The following is a 17,661-nucleotide window of genomic DNA, read 5'->3' on the forward strand; positions in this document are numbered from 1 at the left end:
TTCGGGTTAGCATAATCCGATCGTTATGTCGGGTGATCGATCCGATGGGAAATAGATGAGATTCACCAACATTGTCGGCACCTCGCTGATCGCCATCGCGGCGACGAGCATCGCCTACGGTACCGCTTACGCCGAGCCTGCCGCGCCCGCGCCGGCGCCGAGCCAGGTTCAGACCCAGCAGAGCCCGGCCGTGCACGGCACGGACCAGGGTGTCGGCTACACCACCGAACTCGCCGATATGGGCAACAAGATCGTCACCACGGTGACGGGTGGCAAGTTCGCCCTCGCCTCGGACAAGTCGGCGGTCACCCTGACCAACGACAAGGGCGCCGTGGTGATGAGCTACCCGCTCTCGGCCAAGGGGCCCAACGGCACAACCGTCGCCGCCGCGGTGAACGAGGACGGCACCAGCCTGACGCTGACCCCGCAGGGGCAGCCGATCTCGTCGGTGAAGAACATCTCCGGTCAGGACTGGTTCTTCTCCGAGCTGCAGCACGCCTCGCTGGGCGCCGCGGTCGGCGCGGTGATCGGGTTCCTGGTCGGGCTGATCTTCATCGGCGTCGGCTCGATTCCGGGCGCGGTTCTGGGCGGTGTGATCGGCCTGCTGGTCGCGGGCGGCCAGCCGCTGATCGACTCGGCCTTCGCCTACTTCAGCGGTAACTGACACCGGAAGTGCTGCGACACTGAAGGTTCTGATTCTCGGCGGCACCCGGGAAGCCCGGCAGCTCGCCGATATCGCCTCCGGCGAGCGAGGATTCGACATCGTCTCCTCGCTCGCCGGCCGGGTGCGCGAACCCGTCCTGCCTGCCGGCGCGGTGCGCATCGGCGGCTTCGGCGGCACCGAGGGGCTACGGAAATGGCTGGCGGACAATGCGATCGACGCGGTCGTCGACGCCACCCATCCCTTCGCCGGCACCATCTCCTCGCATGCGGCCGCCGCGGCACGAGCGGACGGGGTGCCGATCGTGCACCTACGCCGGCCAGGCTGGTCCGAACAACCCGGTGACCGGTGGTCGCGGGTGCCGGATCTGGCCGCGGCCGCCCGCACCGTGACCGCATTCGACCGCGTCTTCCTCACCATCGGCCGCCAGGGCGTGGGTTCCTTCGCCGAGCTCGGTGAGCCGTGGTTTCTCATCCGGGCCATCGATCCGCCCACCGGACCCGTTCCGCCGCAGCATCTTCTGCTTCTCGCCCGTGGCCCGTTCACCGTGGCACAGGAGGTCGATCTGCTGCGCGAGCATCGCATCTCCGCGATGGTGACCAAGGACAGCGGCGGCGACCTCACCGCGGCCAAGCTGACCGCTGCCCGTCGGTGCGGCATTCCGGTCGTGGTCGTCGATCGGCCACCGGTGCCCGAAGGCGTCGAGTGCGCGGAATCGGTTGCGGCGGCGTGGGAATGGCTGAACGCGCGCTGACACCGTCGTCCGTGCCGCCCGTGAAGGTGGCGATGAGGCAGCCTCCGAAAGGCCGCTCAATTAATGCGTGACTCCGTCGCCCCTGTACGGATCTCTCACTCCCCCAATCGATTTGCTCCGCAGAGCGGATCGGGTCGTCGCCTGATGATGTTGTCCGTCGTGTGGACCGCGGGTGCCGAGATCACTCCCGATAGATCTTCACGTAAGCGTTCGTCGTCGTCCCCACGCTCATCGGGCCCAGGCACGAGGCCGTGCCCTGGCCGGACGGGCCGAAGGAACCATTCCACGACCCCTCGTAGGGGCCGACGGCCATGAGCGGAAACGCGCCGGGGATGCCGTGCAGACCGAAACACTCGACGATCAGCGCGTACTCCCGACCAGCGGGGCCGTCGTCGTGACACGTCGCCGACGCACCGAATAGATCCCGCGATACCGCACAGTCCTGCGGCGCAGCGTCGGCCACACCGGGGCCGAGCAGTGCCGCGAAACCTGACACCACGGCTGCGGCAACAATGGCGCGTGTCGCGACAACTGTCGTCCTGTTCATTCGTTTCCCGTCTCCCGATGGCCTCACTGTCGCTCGATATTTCGATCGCCTCCACTGCGGCGTTAACGGCGGCAACGACAACACACCCAGAATCGGATCGAACTGCCCGCGCTGCCGGCCACCGTGACAGGTCGGCTCGGCCGAGGCCGCCGGGTCACCTACCGCCTCGGTGAGTGGACGAGCGCGCCCAGCGATCTGGTCATCGAGGGGTTGGTTGTCCGTCTCGAAGGCCACCGCAACGGCACCGTCAACACGATCGATATGCTGGGCACTCGCGACCGTCGACTGGTTATCCTGGTGACCCACCCTTTACCGACGACCATCAGGCCTTCGCCGCGATGACCGCCGCATCCCCCACCGGCAACGTCTCCACCGTGGAGGAACTGCTGATGATCAGCCCGGCAGAACGACGAGATCGCACCACACGAGCGGAGGCGGTACGCCGATGGAGCTCCGAGGACCAGCGTTGACCTTGAAGGGTCGCGCACTCGATCTCGGCTACGCGGCCGGTTGGCAGTTGGTACGTACCCTGCCGCAGCAGTGGGCGCTGGGCCTGTTCGGTCTCGCGGCCGATCGTGCGACCAGAGACGGTGGTCCGGTTCAGCTACGGCGCAACCTGGCCAGAGTGCTGGGCACTACCCCCTCGCGGGTGCCGGACGACCTCGTGCGCGCGAGCATGCGCTCCTACGCACGCTACTGGTGCGAAACTTTCCGGTTGCCATCGATGGATCCGATGCGGCTGGCCGAGACCGTCGACTCCTCGGCCACCGGCCTCGAACATATCCACGAGGCGCTCGCCCGCGGACACGGCGCGGTGCTGGCGTTGCCGCACAGCGGCAACTGGGAGGTGGCAGGGATCTGGCTGGTGCAACGGGTAGGTTCACCCACTGTCGTCGCCGAGCGACTGCGGCCGGAATCACTGTTCCGGCGCTTCGTCCGGTTCCGTGAACGTTTGGGTTTCGAGATCGTCCCGCTCACCGGTGGCGCTGCCCCACCGTTCGAGCTGCTGACCGCGCGCCTGCGCGAGGGACGGACAGTCGGGCTGCTCGGTGAACGCGATTTGACCGGCGCCGGAGTGCCGGTCAGCTTCTTCGGTGAACCGGCACGCATGCCCGCCGGTCCGGCCCGGCTGGCGATCGACATCGGCGCACCGCTGCTGCCGGTACATTGCTGGTTCACTCCGACCGGCTGGGGATTTCACGTCGGCGCACCGATCGGCACCACCGGCGGAGTACAGCAGACCACGCAGGCTCTGGCCGACCGGTTCGCCGCCGGAATCGCCGCCCACCCCGCCGACTGGCACATGCTCCAACCACTGTGGACGGCTGACCAGCCCATCCACGCGCAAGCGCGTTGATCTCCCGTCTGCCCGAATCGCAGGAGCATCAACGTCCCCTGGATGCCTCGACCACAAGCACACGTGCGCGCAATGCCAGACAACAAAGAAACCGCAGGCCGATGACCTGCGGTTTCCTACACCGGGGGCCGAACGCTCCGCAACCCGAACACATCGACCGTCGATGGCCCCAATCCAGATCAAAACCAACGCGGGCCCGCCCAGTACCTCGGCCGGCCTCAGCACGTTCGCGGTGCCGTCGACATTGGCCGACCAGATGGCTTCCTGGTTCCGGTCTTCGTACTGCAGGGAGGCGGCGCAATGCCAGATGCGGTCGCTACGCAAGTAGACTGAGTCAGTTCGTCACCCACCCCCGTCTGCCCCGTTTCGATGAATAGCAAACCCGCAGTTCAGATGCATTTCGATACGGCAAGAGCTTATTTTTTTCACTAGCGGACGCCGATTCATACGGACCTACACGCCGTTCGGCCTTGTAGTAATTCTGCCGGGCTACCCCCAGCACTCGGCAGCACCGGTCTACCGGCGCCGCGGCCGCGGCGAGCCTGTCGATCAGGCGTCTTGCCATCACCGAAATACCTTGCAGCACATCAGCTGTGGCCGCAATTCGCACTGCATCCACCAGCCCCGCTTCGGCTGCCGGACCACGTCTCGTTGATATCGTCGCGCGCCCATTCGACGATGTCACCATCGGCGCGGACGTCATCGGTGAGCCAGAACGCTTCGTCGGGTGCCCATCCCGCGATCACCGACGCCGTATCACCGTCGACACCGATAGCGATGCCCGCAGCCGCGAGATAGCCGACGACGGTGAGGTGCACTCCCCCGTACTCCTCGGCTACGGCATGCCAGTCGGGCACAACCCACCGTCCGTCGCGGCCCGTGGTGCGGTACCAGTCGTGGCGTTTCTGCGCCGTGACCTCGAGCGGGAACCGCCGACACAGGTGCGCCCAGGCGGCGGCGCCGTCGATTTCGAACACATCGATGTCTGCCGGGATGATCTGTCGTCGAGCCCAGGCACGATTCTCACCCGCGGAGTCTTCGACGAACCACAGAGACGCGGGCGAACCGTCATCGAGTGTCCGCGTCGAGCACGGAACACCGAGCGGCGACGACCACCACACACCGGAGTAGGCGGCTGTCGGATCGGTGAGGCGTTCCCGCGCCGCGCGTTTCTCCTCCGCAATCACCCCGCCCAGCCATGCGGTGAGCACTTTCCCGACCGGAGGAACGCTGTCGCGCCGCTTGCCCCACCCCACTGACCACTGCTCGTCGCGAACAACGCCGGTGGTCCACCACCGGGCGTGCTCCGACGCACCGATGTGTTCGGCGACGCGTCGCAGTTCTCGAAGCATCGGGTCCGTCATAGCGAGAACATCTTCACCTTCGGGTTCCTGCCAGTACCGGGCGGAATCAGTGGTCGCCGCGAGCGAGGTATGCAGGTCCTTTTTCGTCACATCGGGCAGCGGCACGTCCGCCAGCAGTCGCGCGACTTCTTCGGGCGGGACCCGCGGGAGGGGCTGGTCGGCGCCGGGCCCGTAGATGACGCATGCGGTTCCGCCTCCCGCATCGAGTTGGTGAGCGGCATAGAACACTCCGGAGCAGAAGGAGTCCTGCGCGTGTTCGACACACGCACGCTCGTCGGCGATGCGCGCGTACTCGAGGAGAAGACGACGACCGCGTGGGCCCGCCAGCAGTGCCTCGATGAGCGTCGCCGGAGTTTCCCGTGCCATCATGAATCCAGTAGATCACCACCGCTGTGTCGACTTCGATCGAACGGCGGTACCGGCAAGCCTATCCGGATCGACGCAGGTCGGGCTTTGTTGTGCCACTTGATGGTTGACGATTCGAGCGGTGGTTCGATCGCAGAGGTCTCAGGCCGCGTGATCGGATCACCCGTCCGCCGTGAGGCACGGCCCTGTGTTCACGGCAGGGCCATCACGGCCAGCAGGACGACCAGAAGCGAGAACGCGACCGTGATGTGGCTGCGCCGGCAATGCCGCGACGAATTCGCGCAAGAAAGCGGCGGGCAGGAAATAAGCGGCGGCCCGAGACCTCGGCACTGGGCATCGATACCGAGGCGGCGGGTCAGCCCGGCAGTCCGGAGACGTGAAGTTACTGGTTACCACCGTGATTCGGAGCTGCTCCGGGTCGATACCGCGCCGGTTCAGCTCGCGTAGGCAATGACGCAGATTCTCGGCGGTGTTGCGCGAGTGGCGTTCTCGAACGATTCTCTCGCCTCGCATAATGGCCAGAAAACCGGTGTCTGGCCGCCGGTAATACCCGCTTCACACCACGGCCGGGCCCTGGCACGCGGAAACGCCGGGCGTCGGAAAGTGGTCAGAGGCTCAGCACGCTGCTTCCGAGGCTGAGAACACTGCTGCCCGCACTGAGCAGCAAGCTGATGATGCTTTGAACGTCCATGTCCGATCTCTTTCCATCCGAGGAAACTGGGTCAGGCTCCGAAGAGGGATGATCCCCCACCGCCGCCGTCCAGGTCCGGCGAGCCTTCCCATCAATGGCGAATCGCTCGGACGAGCGGTACGTCAGGCGCGGAGTCTCGGACAAATACGCCATGGTCGAGTCATTCCGGACGACCGTACCCCGCGGGTACTGGTCGGCGCGTAGTCCAGCCCACGCCGGTCCGGCCATCGCCGCGGACGCTCGCCAGGGACAAGCCCACCCCAGGGGTATAGGACAGATTGGGCGGAAAACCCTCACTGTTCCGAGCAACATTGCAACTCATTTTGTTGCGTTATAGCATAGGTATCGATTCCTCTGATGACACGACCAGCACCCCTGACGGTGAGGCCTTATGGCACTGACAGCAGAGACGCGACCTGTCGCCAGTCACGACCCGGCTGGTTGTCTACACACTTGTGCTCCGGCGGCGACCTCGACTCTCGGGCAGGTCCATCGGCCTGGGCGGCCCACGCCCTGCTGGTGTGGCAATATTTCGGCGGAGCGGTCAGCAGCGCCGTCGGCGACGGACCGCCGGTGCCACGGGTTCGGTGCGCTGGAGCCTGGCGGTGATGTGTATCTGCGGCTGTGGTTGCGCGGCAGTCGCTTCGACTATGTGGTCTCGGCGGCGGCCTTGGACAATTTCCTCCACGATTGGATGAAATCGCGCTGGTGCACCCTCGAGGTGATCAGCAATCCGCGTGGCGAACACCGGCCTCCACGTCTACCGTGCGAACGGTTGTTCCTCGGGCCGTGACGGATACGCGGTCGCGCCGCCGTCTCGGCGGGCAGGCGGCGTCGGGCGGCAGGGCTGATTACCGGGGTTCGGCCAGGATCGGGGCGAGGTAGCGGTGCGCGTACTCGGCGAGATCGCTCTCGGTGAGCAGTTGGTCGACGACGCCGTGAGGGGCGAGGATCATCGAGTGCACGATGCGGCAGACGACCTCGGCGCGAGCCGCCAGATCACGCTCGGCGGGTAGCAGCCCGCGTGCGACGGCCCGCTCGAGCATCAGCGTGGTAGCCGCGACGGTCATATCGAAGGTTTGCTTGCCGCCGTCGAGGGTCAGTTTCGACACGACCCGGTCGGGTTCGACACTGAGCATCGTCGCGACGAGCGGATGGGTGCGCCAGCGGGTGATCACAGTGACGAAGACGGCCGCGACGAGGTCCTCGATCATGTCGTGACTCTCGGCGAGCGCGGTGATCTCGGCGAGCACCGTGGCCACTTCACGGCTGATAACGGCTTGGACCAGGTCGTCGCGCGAACCCATGCGCCGATAGACGGTGACCCGGTCCAGCCCCGCTTGGCGCGCGATGTCTTCGATGGTGGTCTTCTTGACCCCGACCTTTTCGAATCGCGCCAGTGCGGCGTCCAGGATCCGCGCCTCCATGCTGTCGGCATCGGTGCGGGTCGCAGCGGTTTCCGGGGCGGCGGTCACGGTTCCACGCTAACAGAAACGACCACCGCTGCAACAGGTGTGGCAAATATGTTGCCGCAACAGTGCAATGTATTTTGTTGCTGTGTAGTTTGGTGGCATGGCTCACACCGATGGCGCGACGAAGCGCCCCTACCGCGACGAAGCGCACGCGATCAACGCACGCGATGTGCGTTTCGACTTCGATTCGGTGCCGATGCACTACATCCCCGGCGAGGTGCTGGCCACCCACATCGTCAACGTCATGCACCTGGTCTTGCCCGAGGGAGAGCGGGCGATGGCCGCAGCCCTGTCCGAGGCACTGCCCAGCATCGATGACCCGCGGCTGCGCGAAGAGGTGGTGGGCTTCATCGGGCAGGAGACGATGCACGCCGACAGCCATGACGCGGCTCGCCGCCACCTGCAGTCCATCGGGCTGGATGTGAACTCCTACGTCGCCGGCATCGCCTGGCTCGTCGACAGGGTCCTCGGAGACCACGGTTTGAGCGGTCGCGCGAGAAAGCAATGGCTCCACGAGCGGCTGGGCTTGTTCGCCGGTATGGAGCACTACACCGCGGTGCTGGGGGAATGGTTGCTCAATGCCGAGATCCTCGAAGCCAGGGGCATGCATCCGGCGATGCTGGATCTGGTGCGCTGGCACGGCGCCGAGGAGGTCGAGCACCGCAGCGTCGTCTTCGACGCCTACATGCATCTGGACGGCGGTTACGCCCGCCGGATCCGAACCGCGCTACTGGCCGCCGCGACGCTGCTGCCGTTGTTCGTGTTCTCGGCCGCCTACCTCTATCGAAGCGATCCCTCGCCGGACAAGGGCCGGTTCTGGCTGTGGCAGTTTCTGCGCGCCACCCGGCGCGGGGTGATCCCGAGCTGGACGGTGTTTTTCACCGAGCTCCCCCGCTACCTGCGGCGTGACTTCCACCCTTCCCAGCTCGGATCGATGGACACCGCGCTGCGGTATCTGGCACATTCTCCGGCAGCGCGAGCGGCGGATCGATGATCACAAGCGAGCAGCCGGCGGTGCCCGCCGGGTTGCGGGCGATCGCGACCGCGGTCGACGCCTACAAACGCGTGTTCGTCGCCGGATTCGCCAGCGATCTGCTGTCACGACCGAATGCCGTGCGGCGCAGCGGTTTCGAACTCACGGTGACCATCGAGGCGATCACCCCCGAAGCCGAGGACGTCGTCAGTGTGGTGATGCGCGGCTGCGGGGACGAGCCGTTGCCGGCATGGCGACCGGGCGCACACCTCGATGTGGTGTTGCCGTCGGGGCGACAGCGCCAATACTCACTGTGCGGTGACCCGCGAGACCGCAGCAGATACCGGATAGCGGTGCGGCAGATCACCGACGGCAGCGCCTCGACGGAGGTGCACCAAAGCCTGCGTGCCGGTGATCGGCTGCGTATCCGCGGGCCCCGCAACGCCTTCGACCTCGTGCACGCCCCGGCGTATCTGTTCATCGCCGCCGGTATCGGTATCACTCCGATCCTGCCGATGACCAAAGCCGCGGGCGCGGCCGGGCGGCTGATCTATCTCGGCCGGTCCCGAGCGAGCATGCCGTTCCTGCATGAGCTGCCCACCGATGCCGAGGTGCACTGCGACGACGAGCACGGCGTCACCGACATCGCACAGCTGATCGCCACGGCGCCGCCGGGTGCCGCGGTGTATGTGTGCGGGCCACCGCCGATGGTGGCCGCGGCCGGCCGGTGCATGTGGCAGATCAACCCGACCGGATCACTGCACACCGAACGGTTCTCGGCGGCACCGGTGCGCGACGGGCGCGAATTCACCGTGAGGCTGGCTCGATCGGGTGCCAGCGTGCGCGTGGGCGCGAGAGAGACCGCGTTGACCGCCATCCGCCGCCGACTGCCGGATGTGAGCTACTCCTGCCAGCAGGGTTTCTGCGGCGCCTGCAAAGTCGCGGTCCTGGCCGGTGCGGTCGATCACCGCGATCGGCTGCTCAACGCCCAGGACCGCGACGACCACATGCTGGTCTGCGTCTCCCGCGCGGCGGACGCAGAAATAGTGCTCGACCTGTGACGACGAAGAAAAGGACAACGCCGTCGATGACCGTCCACCCCTTTGCTCCGAGCCCCTCGACCTTCGAGGTGCACAATCCCGCCACCGGTGAACTCGTCGGTGTCTACCCGCTGCACCGCGGCGATGAGGTCGACGTGGCGGTGTACGCAGCGACCGAGGCCGCGAGCTGGTGGGATCAGCTCGGATTCGCCCAGCGCGCACGGCGCCTGGACGCCTGGCGCGGGGAGATCGCCCGCGGGCGTGCGGCATTGGCGCATGTCATCCATACCGAGATGGGCAAACCGATCTCCGACGCCAACCTCGAGATCGCGATGGCACTCGAACACCTGACCTGGGCCACGCGCAACGCGGAAAAGGTCCTGGGCCGGCGGCAGATGGGGTCGAGTCTGCTCACCCTGGATCACAGCGCCAGCCTCGAATACCGCCCCTTCGGGGTGGTCGGTGTCATCGGCCCCTGGAACTACCCGGTATTCACGCCTCTGAGCTCGGTGTCGTTCGCGCTTGCCGCGGGTAACGCGGTGGTTTTCAAACCCAGCGAATACACCCCGGGTGTCGGGGTGTGGCTGGCCGAGGCGTTCACCCGCGCCGTGCCCGAACACCCGGTGCTGCAGGTTGTCACCGGAGACGGTGCGACCGGGGAAGCGTTGTGCCGCAGCGGGGTCGGCAAAATCGGATTCACCGGCTCCACCGCGACCGCCAAGAAGGTGATGGCAGCATGCGCGGAAAATCTGACCCCGGTGCTGATGGAATGCGGCGGCAAGGACGCGCTGATCGTCGACGCCGACGCCGACGTGGACGCAGCGGCCGACGCCGCGGTGTGGGGCGCACTGTCGAATGCCGGGCAAACCTGCCTCGGCATCGAACGCGTCTACGTCCACACCCGAGTCTATGAGCAGTTCCTGCAAGCCCTGCTGACCGCAGCGCGCCCGGTCCGCGCCGGCGACGACGAGGCCGAGATCGGCCCGATCACCATGCCCAAACAGGTCGAGGTCATCCGCGGCCACATCAGCGAGGCACTCGCGCTCGGCGCCCGAGCCCTGCTGGGCGGCCGCGACAGCATCGAGGGGCAATTCGTTCAGCCGACCATCCTTACCGACGTCCCCGACCACGCGGCCGCGATCACCGAGGAAACCTTCGGCCCGACCCTGACCCTCACACGCGTCCGCGACATCGACGAAGCCATCGAGAAGGTCAACGCCACCGACTACGGGCTCGGGGCCACCGTGTTCTCCCGCCACCACGGACCCGCGATCGCGCAGCGGATCCGCGCCGGCGGTGTGTCGATCAACGCCTTCGTCGCTCACGCCCTGGTTCCCACTCTGCCACTGGGTGGCGTCGGCGCTTCCGGATTCGGGCGCGTGCACGGCGCCGACGGACTCAAAGAGTTCACCTACGCCAAAGCCGTCACCCGCCGGCGGCTTCCCTCGCCGCTGGCGTTGACGACATTCCGGCGCACCGAGCGCGTCGACGCCATCGTCGACACCCTCATCGGCATCCTGCACGGACGGAGCCGACGATGACCAGCACGGCCCGAGAACACACCCGCATCCTCATCGTCGGCGCCGGGTTCGGCGGCATCGGACTGGCCGTGAAACTGCGCCGAGCCGGATTCACCGACCTGGTCATCATCGAACGCGCCGACGACCTGGGCGGCACCTGGCGTGCCAACACCTATCCCGGCTGCGCCTGCGATGTCCCCTCCCACCTCTACAGCTACTCCTTCGCCCCCAACCCCGACTGGTCACGCACCTACGGCCGCCAGCCCGAGATCCTCCGATATCTGCGCGCCGTGGCCACCGAACACGAAGTGACACAACACATCCGGCTGCGCACCGAACTGCTCGACGCCCGCTGGAACGATGCCGATTCCCGCTGGCACATCACCACCAGCCGCGGACCCATGACCGCCGACATCCTCATCTCGGCCACCGGGATCTTCGACGAAGCGAAATACCCGGCGCTGCCCGGACTCGATACATTCACCGGAACCCGCTTCCATTCGCTGCACTGGGACCATGACCACGACCTGACCGGTGAACGAGTCGCGGTCATCGGCACCGGCGCCTCCGCGGTGCAGTTCGTGCCCGAAATCCAGCCGCAGGTAGCGAAACTACTCGTGTTCCAGCGATCGGCGCCGTGGATCATGCCGCGACTGGACAGACCCACCACCGCCGCCGAACGAAAACTGCTGCGCGGTGTGCCTGTGGTGCAGAAAGCGATCCGCGCGGGCTGGTACGGCGCAATCGAAGCGTTCGGCCTGATCTCACTGGTCGATCAACGCTTCCGCCATCCCTACGAGGCACTGGGCCGGCTGCAACTGCGCCGCCAGGTCCGCGACCACGCCCTGCGGGCACGGCTGACACCGGACTATGTGATCGGCTGCAAACGCGCCATCTTCTCCGACGCCTACCTGCCGGCCCTCGACCAACCCAACGTCGAGGTGATCACCGACGCGATCAGCCATGTGCGCGCAAAATCAATCGTGACCGCCGACGGGCGAGAACACCCCATCGACACGATCATCTTCGCCACCGGCTTCGCCTCCATTCCCACCGCCTACGAACGATTCACCGGTGCCGACGGCCTCACCTTGGCCGAGCTGTATCGCAAGAAGCCGCACAGCTACCTCGGTGTCGCGGTGGCGGGGTTCCCCAACTTTTTCTGCACGCTGGGGCCCTTCGGCGCCGCCGGCAACCAGTCGGCGGTCTACATGATCGAATCCCAGATCACCTACATCGTCGACGCGATCGCCACCGCCCAACGCGTCGGCGCCACCCGTATCGCGCTGCGCCCACACGCCCAACAACGATTCCTGACCGAAATGCAGGACCGTAGTCGCTCGACGGTGTGGCTGACAGGCGGATGCACCAGTTACTACACCACCGCCGACGGCGACAACGCGGGGCTCTATCCCAACTGGAGCTTCGAATACCGCCGCCGCACCGCACACTTCGACGCCGACTCCTACGAACTGAGTAGCCGATGACCCCGCGACCCCGCCGCCGAGATCAAATGTCACCGATGCCGCCCCACCGGAACGCGCCGACCACCACGCACGGCATCGGCATCACACCCGCCGCGCGGCAGCCTCACTGCGGGCTACACGGAATCGTCAACGACCTCGCCGCTGCCCGCCCGACCGACCCAGGCCTGCGCGCTGGTGTGCGCCGGCGCCAGCACTCCACGGTGACCTCATGAACCCCGCTCCTCCCGTGTCGCTGCGTGCGCGCGCCCTGCACCGCGGGCTCGGGCCCCTGACACCGATCATGACAGGAACCATCCCGGTCAACGCTCACACCTTGCCGGCGATGCGCGCGGTGATCGACCACGTGATGCGGGCGGCGGCGCCGGTACTGCGCGGCAGCATCATCGAACCGGTTACCAATGGTCCCGTCCGCGGCGAATGGGTCATCGGGCCGCGCGTGCACCGCCGCGACGCAGCCGTGCTGTATGTGCACGGCGGAGGGTTCGTCGCAGGCTCACCCCACGGGTACCGCGGACTGACTTCCCGGCTGTCGACCGTGACACGGCTGCCGGTCTTCGCCGTGGACTACCGCCTCGCCCCCGAGCACCCCTATCCCGCCGCTGTGCACGACGTCGCCACCGCCTACGCCGCCCTGCGCGATCGAGGGCTGAGCGCCGAGCAGATCGTGTTGGCCGGCGACTCGGCGGGCGGGTACCTGGCCGCCGACCTGGCCTTCACCCACGCCGCACACGGCCGTACCAGCGCTGCGGCGATGGTTCTGCTGGCACCCATGACAGACCTCACCTTGCGCACCGCGCGCCAGGCAGCCCATCACGACCCGCTGCTGTCGGCCGCGGTAGCCAGCGCAGCGGTCACGCAATTCACCGACCAGCCCCTGCAACTTCGCCCGCCACACGGCGCCCCGCTACCGCCCACGCTGATCCACGCCAGCGACGAGGAGTTCTTCGCCGCCGACGCGATCGAACTGGCCGCTCGCCTGCACACCGCCGGCGCGCAATGCCGGCTACACACCTGGTCCCGGCAAATTCACGTCTTCCACGCGCTACCGGCATTCATCCCCGAATGCCGCGCCGCCTACCGAGCCATCGGCCGATTCGTCACCGGCCGACTCGAACACATCGCCGCATAGACGTCACGCCCTCCACCGCCCCATCACCCGCCCGCGTCCGCCTGTCCTCAGCGCGGCGACGGCGGTGTTCTTACCGGAAAGCCGACCACATGCCGCTGACAGTGACCCGCACCATCGACGCACCCATCGAGACGGTCTTCGCCTGGCTGGCCGATGCCCGCAACTACTCCCGCGCACCCGGAGTACTGCGCGTGCGCGACCTCAGCCACGGCACACCCACCGCGCACGGCATCGGACATCGCCGCCAAATACTCGCCGGCGGAGTGCTGTTCACCGAGACGATCACCGAATACCGCGAACCCACCCACATCGCCTACGACGTGAACGCCACACGCCCCCCACTTCCCCACCGCGGCGGCAGCATCGACCTCGAGCGGCAAGGAAACCGCACCCACGTCGTGTGGAGAATCAACTTCGCCATCACCACTCCACTCATCGGCGGCGCTCTCACCCGACTCGGGCAGACACTGCTGGGCGTCGGATTCCGACTGATCCTGCACACCGCCGCCCGCGAAACCACCCGCACCTCAACCATGTAACCGCGCGAACCGGCACCGGTGCCACGAGTTGCGGGCATCCACGCCGCCGGCGTCGCAGGTTCAAGCCTTCGGCCGGACCGGCCGGTCGCCACGATGCCGCAGCGTACTCGGCCGGCGTCCGACAGCCAGCGCCGAATGCCAGTGCCGCAGACTGTGATCGACCTTGAAATCACCGATCACACCACGCCTGCTATACGAGCCCGGGCCCGCAGCGTGCATCTGCGCGCCGCGGGCCGCAGGGCTTCATCTCGCTCGAAGGTCGTATGGCGATAGCCGATACAGCCAGCCTTCGGCGCACACCCGGTTCGAGATCGACACGTCGCTCTGACCATTGGCGCTCCCGCCAGCAGCGCTCGATCCCCATGCTCGTCCGGGTATCGCTGTCGGCGACCACACAGCTGACGCGGGCGACTGGTAGATTGCCAAGAAGCTGGTCAGTTGACTAGCAGCGCAGGGGCCGGTGGGGCACTGGGGGCGGCTCAATTCCCATTTCCAGTGCGCCACCAACCCTCTTCAGAACGCCGTCGCCGACGCTCCCCTTCATCGCTGAAGGGTCGCCCACGCTAGCATATCTCCGTAACCCCGCGTAACAACTATCTCGACGGCGCGCCGATGCCGCCACCGCCCCGGGTCAGGGTCTATCTGGTGCGTGACCATCATTGGGCGCCGTGACCGATTGGCACGTGAGCACAACCTGACCGGCCCGGCAGAACGACTGCGGAGGAACATCGCCGCGCGGTGTCACTGATCGTTGATCCGCTGTGTCGTGCCGAGGGGATACCGCTGGTGGGCGGTAGGCGTACGGATCTGCGCACGGGTTTCGCCAAAGCCCTACGCGCGCAACCCCCGTCGGATGTGCTCATGGTGCTGACCGACGGTCGAATACCCGTGGCCGACCAGTCGGCCGGCAGCGTGTCGCCATCCGTGTGTGAACCCTTGACCGAGGAGATAGCAACTGCCCGAACCGATTTGCCCTACCAACTGCGCACACCCTTGTTGCCCCGGGACGAGCCACCGGATTAGCCTGGATGCGGCGCTCGGCACGGAAGGAGCCACACGTGGGGGAATTGCTGGCATTGGCTGTCGATGGCGATGAAACCGGGGACGCCCTGGGGGACTTGCTGGATTGGTTGCGGGACGAGCCGAAACTCCGCGTGCACGTCCGTGCGCAGAACCGGGTGCCCGAGCCGGGCTATATGGGTTCACTGATGGACCTCGCTGTGCTGATTTCTGCCAGCCCAGTGCTGGTGGCGCTCGCATCGTCGTTGAAGGAGTGGTTGCGCCAACCGCGGAAAAGGAGCGTCGATCTGCGGATCACCACCGAGCACGGCCGCAGTATCGAGGTCAGCGCACAACATGCCGATGACCTGGAGCGGATGTTGACGCGCCTGCTGGGTCAGCAGGACTAGGCATGCGTCTGCGTCTGCCGGACCCGGACCGGTCACGCGCGATCCTGGTCGGCGTCGGCAGCTACCACCATCAGCCGGGGTTGGAAGGGGCCCACGAGGGCGCGCGTGCGCTACGGAAGGTCTTGACGGATCCGCGGCTCGGCTCGATGAAGCCCGAGCACTGTGTGCTACTGCCGGAGGACGTGTCGGTCGATCAGCTCGGCAGTGCACTGGCGCATGCCGCAGCACAGGCACAGGATCTGCTGCTCTTCTACTTCGCCGGGCACGGTGTGCACCCGGAGACCCGCCGAGACGATTTACACTTGGCGCTGTCGGGCACCCGGGACGAGGACATGGGTTTCAGCGGCGTCCGGTTCGACGCGGTCCGCGATATGGTGCTCGACAGCACCGCCGCCGCGAAGGTCGTGCTCCTCGACTGCTGCTATTCCGGCTCGGCGATCGGGCGCGGCATGTCCAGCACAATGAGGATCCTCGACGAGGTCGATATCGACGGTACGGCGGTGCTGACCTCGTCTCCCCGCAACAGGCGCTCGAGAATCCTTCCCGGAGAGACCTATCCCGCGTACACCACGCGCCTGCTGAAGGTGATTCGGCAGGGTGTGCCCGGTGGCGATCAGCTTCTCACCCTGCGGACCCTGCACGACGAGCTCCGGCGCAGCCTCAAAAGTTCCGGGCTGGACGAGCCACAGGCGCGTTCACATATGTCGCTGGACGGCCTCGGGCTCGTCCGAAACGTCGCCTGGACCGGGAAAGCAGGGGTGGACGGAAAACCTGCCGCGCAGCCCGACACTCCGGCTAGGCCAGTGCAGTCGGTCCGGTCCGAGCCGGTCGTTCCGAACGAGCAGGCGCCCTGGGAGGACCTGGCGCGACGTGCCCGCAGCGACCGACCGGCAGACCGCGCCTCCGCCTATCACGATGCGATACTTCGGCTTGCGGGTGATGCCGCCGCAGGAAGGATCACACCCGGTGATCTCGTGCCTTCTGCCGCAAGCGGACCAGTGGTCACGTCTGCCGCGAAACCGCGTCCTCCATTCGACCTGCCCCTGGGAAAACCGAGCTTCTACTACTACCTCGCCCTCGGCGGCGCCCTATCGCTCATGTTCATCGCCATTCTCCACGATTTGGGCGGAGAACAGATCAGCAAAGCCGTGACGAACGGATTCGGCGAGTCCGCCGGCTACATCCTCGCGGGTATCGCGTTGTTCGCGGGGACTGGAATTCTCGTCGTAGGGACCGGACTCGGAATCGTGCGGCCCAAGCCGACTCCACTCACCTTCGGCTGTGGGTTCCTCTCGGCCACCGCCGCTGCACTCACTTTGGGGGTACACGTGTGGCCGATAGCGCTCAGCGTTGTCACGATCGGCGCGTCGCTCGCCCTGGCCAGTCTCCTGAGCCGCCACCCCTCCTGATCAACTGTCCCCGACTACATGCCGCCGCAACCGATCTGGCCGAGCGCTGACCGAAATGAGCGACATTTTCTCGGCGGAGTCGATGGGCCGACCCAAGATGCGGCGGCCGAAGCATCCAGGACCGCGGCGCGATAGACCCCGCCTTCCCTCGCGCGGTGGACCGTGTAGAGATCGAACCGGGGCGCGGTGCCGATGTTGCCATCGCTCCGTTTCCCCTGCCCGCCCCCGAACCGCCGTACGCCTGCGCAACGGGCTCTCTGCGGGTTATGCCGTTGTGGCAGTGACTATTTCCGGTTCTCGCCCACCCACGCGGCGAGATGCCGGCCAGCGACCGCCTCGGCTTACAGACCGTCTGCTGCGATTACGGCGACGCGACCCGCCTTCGCTGCTGTGGGTCACAGCAGCGCTCATCAAGGGCGCAGAAGGGCAGACATCAACTGAGCACCCGACTCCCCCGCAACGGCGCGAACCCGGCGGATGACGCCATGACACAACTACACGGCCCCGACCCCGATGAGTTATGGCACGCCGTAGCAGCACAGTTGAGTCAGTGGGGCACGGTGGTCAGCGGCGACACCTTCGGGTTCACACGGGCCGGCGGCGGGCACGCGGCACCGACTATCAGTGCACGTTCCTGCCTGAGACCGGATTCGAATCTGCTCGCCGAGATCGGCCGCGTGCGAGCCGACAACGACGGCACCTTCGATCAGCCCGGTCCCGTACACATGGTGACCCTGGCGTTGGCCGTCGACCAGGCCGCTGCATCCGGCGAGGACATCGACAAGGTCGTCGATTACCGGGAGGCGACAGCCTGGCGCAACGTCCTTCTGCCCCGGATGACCTGGTGCTACGTATTGGAGGACCCGAGCGAGCCAGGTGCACACGCTGCACGGTCGTGATTCTTCACCTTTTTCCTCGGCACGCAGGATCACCCACCGCCGGC

The 17,661-nt window shown here is 66.6% G+C and carries 17 protein-coding genes; 14 read left to right on the forward strand and 3 right to left on the reverse strand.

Features of this window, described 5'->3' with window-relative positions; translation table 11 throughout:
* Positions 1-55 precede the first annotated feature (55 nt).
* Together C8258_RS21020 and C8258_RS21025 are read left to right on the forward strand one after the other, a co-directional pair.
* Positions 56-664, forward strand: coding sequence for a hypothetical protein (locus C8258_RS21020; protein WP_106956669.1), 609 nt, complete (start codon positions 56-58; stop codon positions 662-664).
* A 19-nt stretch (positions 665-683) separates the two neighbouring features.
* A complete protein-coding gene (locus tag C8258_RS21025; RefSeq protein ID WP_106956670.1) occupies positions 684-1,415 on the forward strand; it encodes a cobalt-precorrin-6A reductase in 732 nt (243 codons plus the stop codon).
* Between the two features lie 181 nt (positions 1,416-1,596).
* On the opposite strand, the gene C8258_RS33690 is transcribed toward C8258_RS21025, so the two are convergent.
* Positions 1,597-1,914, reverse strand: coding sequence for a hypothetical protein (locus C8258_RS33690; protein ID WP_369974788.1), 318 nt, complete (start codon positions 1,912-1,914; stop codon positions 1,597-1,599).
* 171 nt (positions 1,915-2,085) lie between these two features.
* Between C8258_RS33690 and C8258_RS33695 the strand changes: the two genes are divergently transcribed.
* Genes C8258_RS33695 through C8258_RS21035 form a run of 3 tightly spaced genes read left to right on the forward strand, consistent with a single transcriptional unit; the run spans position 2,086 to position 3,319 of the window.
* Positions 2,086-2,304, forward strand: coding sequence for a DUF5994 family protein (locus tag C8258_RS33695; protein WP_369974789.1), 219 nt, complete (start codon positions 2,086-2,088; stop codon positions 2,302-2,304).
* Positions 2,301-2,432, forward strand: a complete 132-nt coding sequence (locus C8258_RS33520; RefSeq protein ID WP_255420435.1) for a hypothetical protein — start codon at positions 2,301-2,303, stop codon at positions 2,430-2,432. The genes C8258_RS33695 and C8258_RS33520 overlap by 4 nt, the downstream gene beginning before the upstream one ends.
* Positions 2,429-3,319 (forward strand): phosphatidylinositol mannoside acyltransferase, encoded by an 891-nt coding sequence (locus C8258_RS21035; protein WP_106956671.1) that lies wholly within the window; start codon positions 2,429-2,431, stop codon positions 3,317-3,319. The genes C8258_RS33520 and C8258_RS21035 overlap by 4 nt, the downstream gene beginning before the upstream one ends.
* Positions 3,320-3,906: 587 nt before the next feature.
* On the opposite strand, the gene C8258_RS21040 is transcribed toward C8258_RS21035, so the two are convergent.
* A complete protein-coding gene (locus C8258_RS21040; protein ID WP_233225230.1) occupies positions 3,907-5,052 on the reverse strand; it encodes a hypothetical protein in 1,146 nt (381 codons plus the stop codon).
* A gap of 1,539 nt (positions 5,053-6,591) precedes the next feature.
* The gene (locus C8258_RS21055; RefSeq protein ID WP_233225231.1) at positions 6,592-7,215 is read right to left on the reverse strand and encodes a TetR/AcrR family transcriptional regulator; all 624 of its coding nucleotides are present in this window, start codon (positions 7,213-7,215) and stop codon (positions 6,592-6,594) included.
* 97 nt (positions 7,216-7,312) lie between these two features.
* Between C8258_RS21055 and C8258_RS21060 the strand changes: the two genes are divergently transcribed.
* From C8258_RS21060 to C8258_RS21100, 9 genes are all read left to right on the forward strand, one after another.
* Positions 7,313-8,206, forward strand: coding sequence for a metal-dependent hydrolase (locus C8258_RS21060; protein ID WP_106956674.1), 894 nt, complete (start codon positions 7,313-7,315; stop codon positions 8,204-8,206).
* The gene (locus C8258_RS21065; protein WP_106956675.1) at positions 8,203-9,246 is read left to right on the forward strand and encodes a PDR/VanB family oxidoreductase; all 1,044 of its coding nucleotides are present in this window, start codon (positions 8,203-8,205) and stop codon (positions 9,244-9,246) included. The genes C8258_RS21060 and C8258_RS21065 overlap by 4 nt, the downstream gene beginning before the upstream one ends.
* Before the next feature lie 26 nt (positions 9,247-9,272).
* Positions 9,273-10,766, forward strand: a complete 1,494-nt coding sequence (locus tag C8258_RS21070) for an aldehyde dehydrogenase family protein (RefSeq protein ID WP_106956676.1) — start codon at positions 9,273-9,275, stop codon at positions 10,764-10,766.
* Positions 10,763-12,232 (forward strand): NAD(P)/FAD-dependent oxidoreductase, encoded by a 1,470-nt coding sequence (locus C8258_RS21075; RefSeq protein ID WP_106956677.1) that lies wholly within the window; start codon positions 10,763-10,765, stop codon positions 12,230-12,232. The genes C8258_RS21070 and C8258_RS21075 overlap by 4 nt, the downstream gene beginning before the upstream one ends.
* Positions 12,233-12,440: 208 nt before the next feature.
* Positions 12,441-13,361 carry an alpha/beta hydrolase gene (locus C8258_RS32930; protein ID WP_199195791.1) on the forward strand — a complete coding sequence of 307 codons (921 nt, stop codon included), beginning with the start codon at positions 12,441-12,443 and terminating at the stop codon, positions 13,359-13,361.
* Positions 13,362-13,450: 89 nt separating this feature from the next.
* Positions 13,451-13,900 carry an SRPBCC family protein gene (locus tag C8258_RS21085; RefSeq protein ID WP_158271290.1) on the forward strand — a complete coding sequence of 150 codons (450 nt, stop codon included), beginning with the start codon at positions 13,451-13,453 and terminating at the stop codon, positions 13,898-13,900.
* 1,058 nt (positions 13,901-14,958) lie between these two features.
* Entirely contained in the window at positions 14,959-15,309 is a 351-nt protein-coding gene (locus C8258_RS21090) for a hypothetical protein (protein ID WP_106956679.1), read from the forward strand.
* A 2-nt stretch (positions 15,310-15,311) separates the two neighbouring features.
* Positions 15,312-16,718, forward strand: a complete 1,407-nt coding sequence (locus C8258_RS21095) for a caspase family protein (RefSeq protein WP_106956680.1) — start codon at positions 15,312-15,314, stop codon at positions 16,716-16,718.
* Between the two features lie 485 nt (positions 16,719-17,203).
* Positions 17,204-17,617 (forward strand): hypothetical protein, encoded by a 414-nt coding sequence (locus tag C8258_RS21100; protein ID WP_146161292.1) that lies wholly within the window; start codon positions 17,204-17,206, stop codon positions 17,615-17,617.
* The last annotated feature ends 44 nt before the right edge of the window (positions 17,618-17,661 follow it).

Origin of the sequence: Nocardia sp. MDA0666, assembly GCF_003023875.1 — a bacterium.
In the GTDB taxonomy this organism is placed as follows: Bacteria; Actinomycetota; Actinomycetes; order Mycobacteriales; family Mycobacteriaceae; genus Nocardia; species Nocardia aobensis.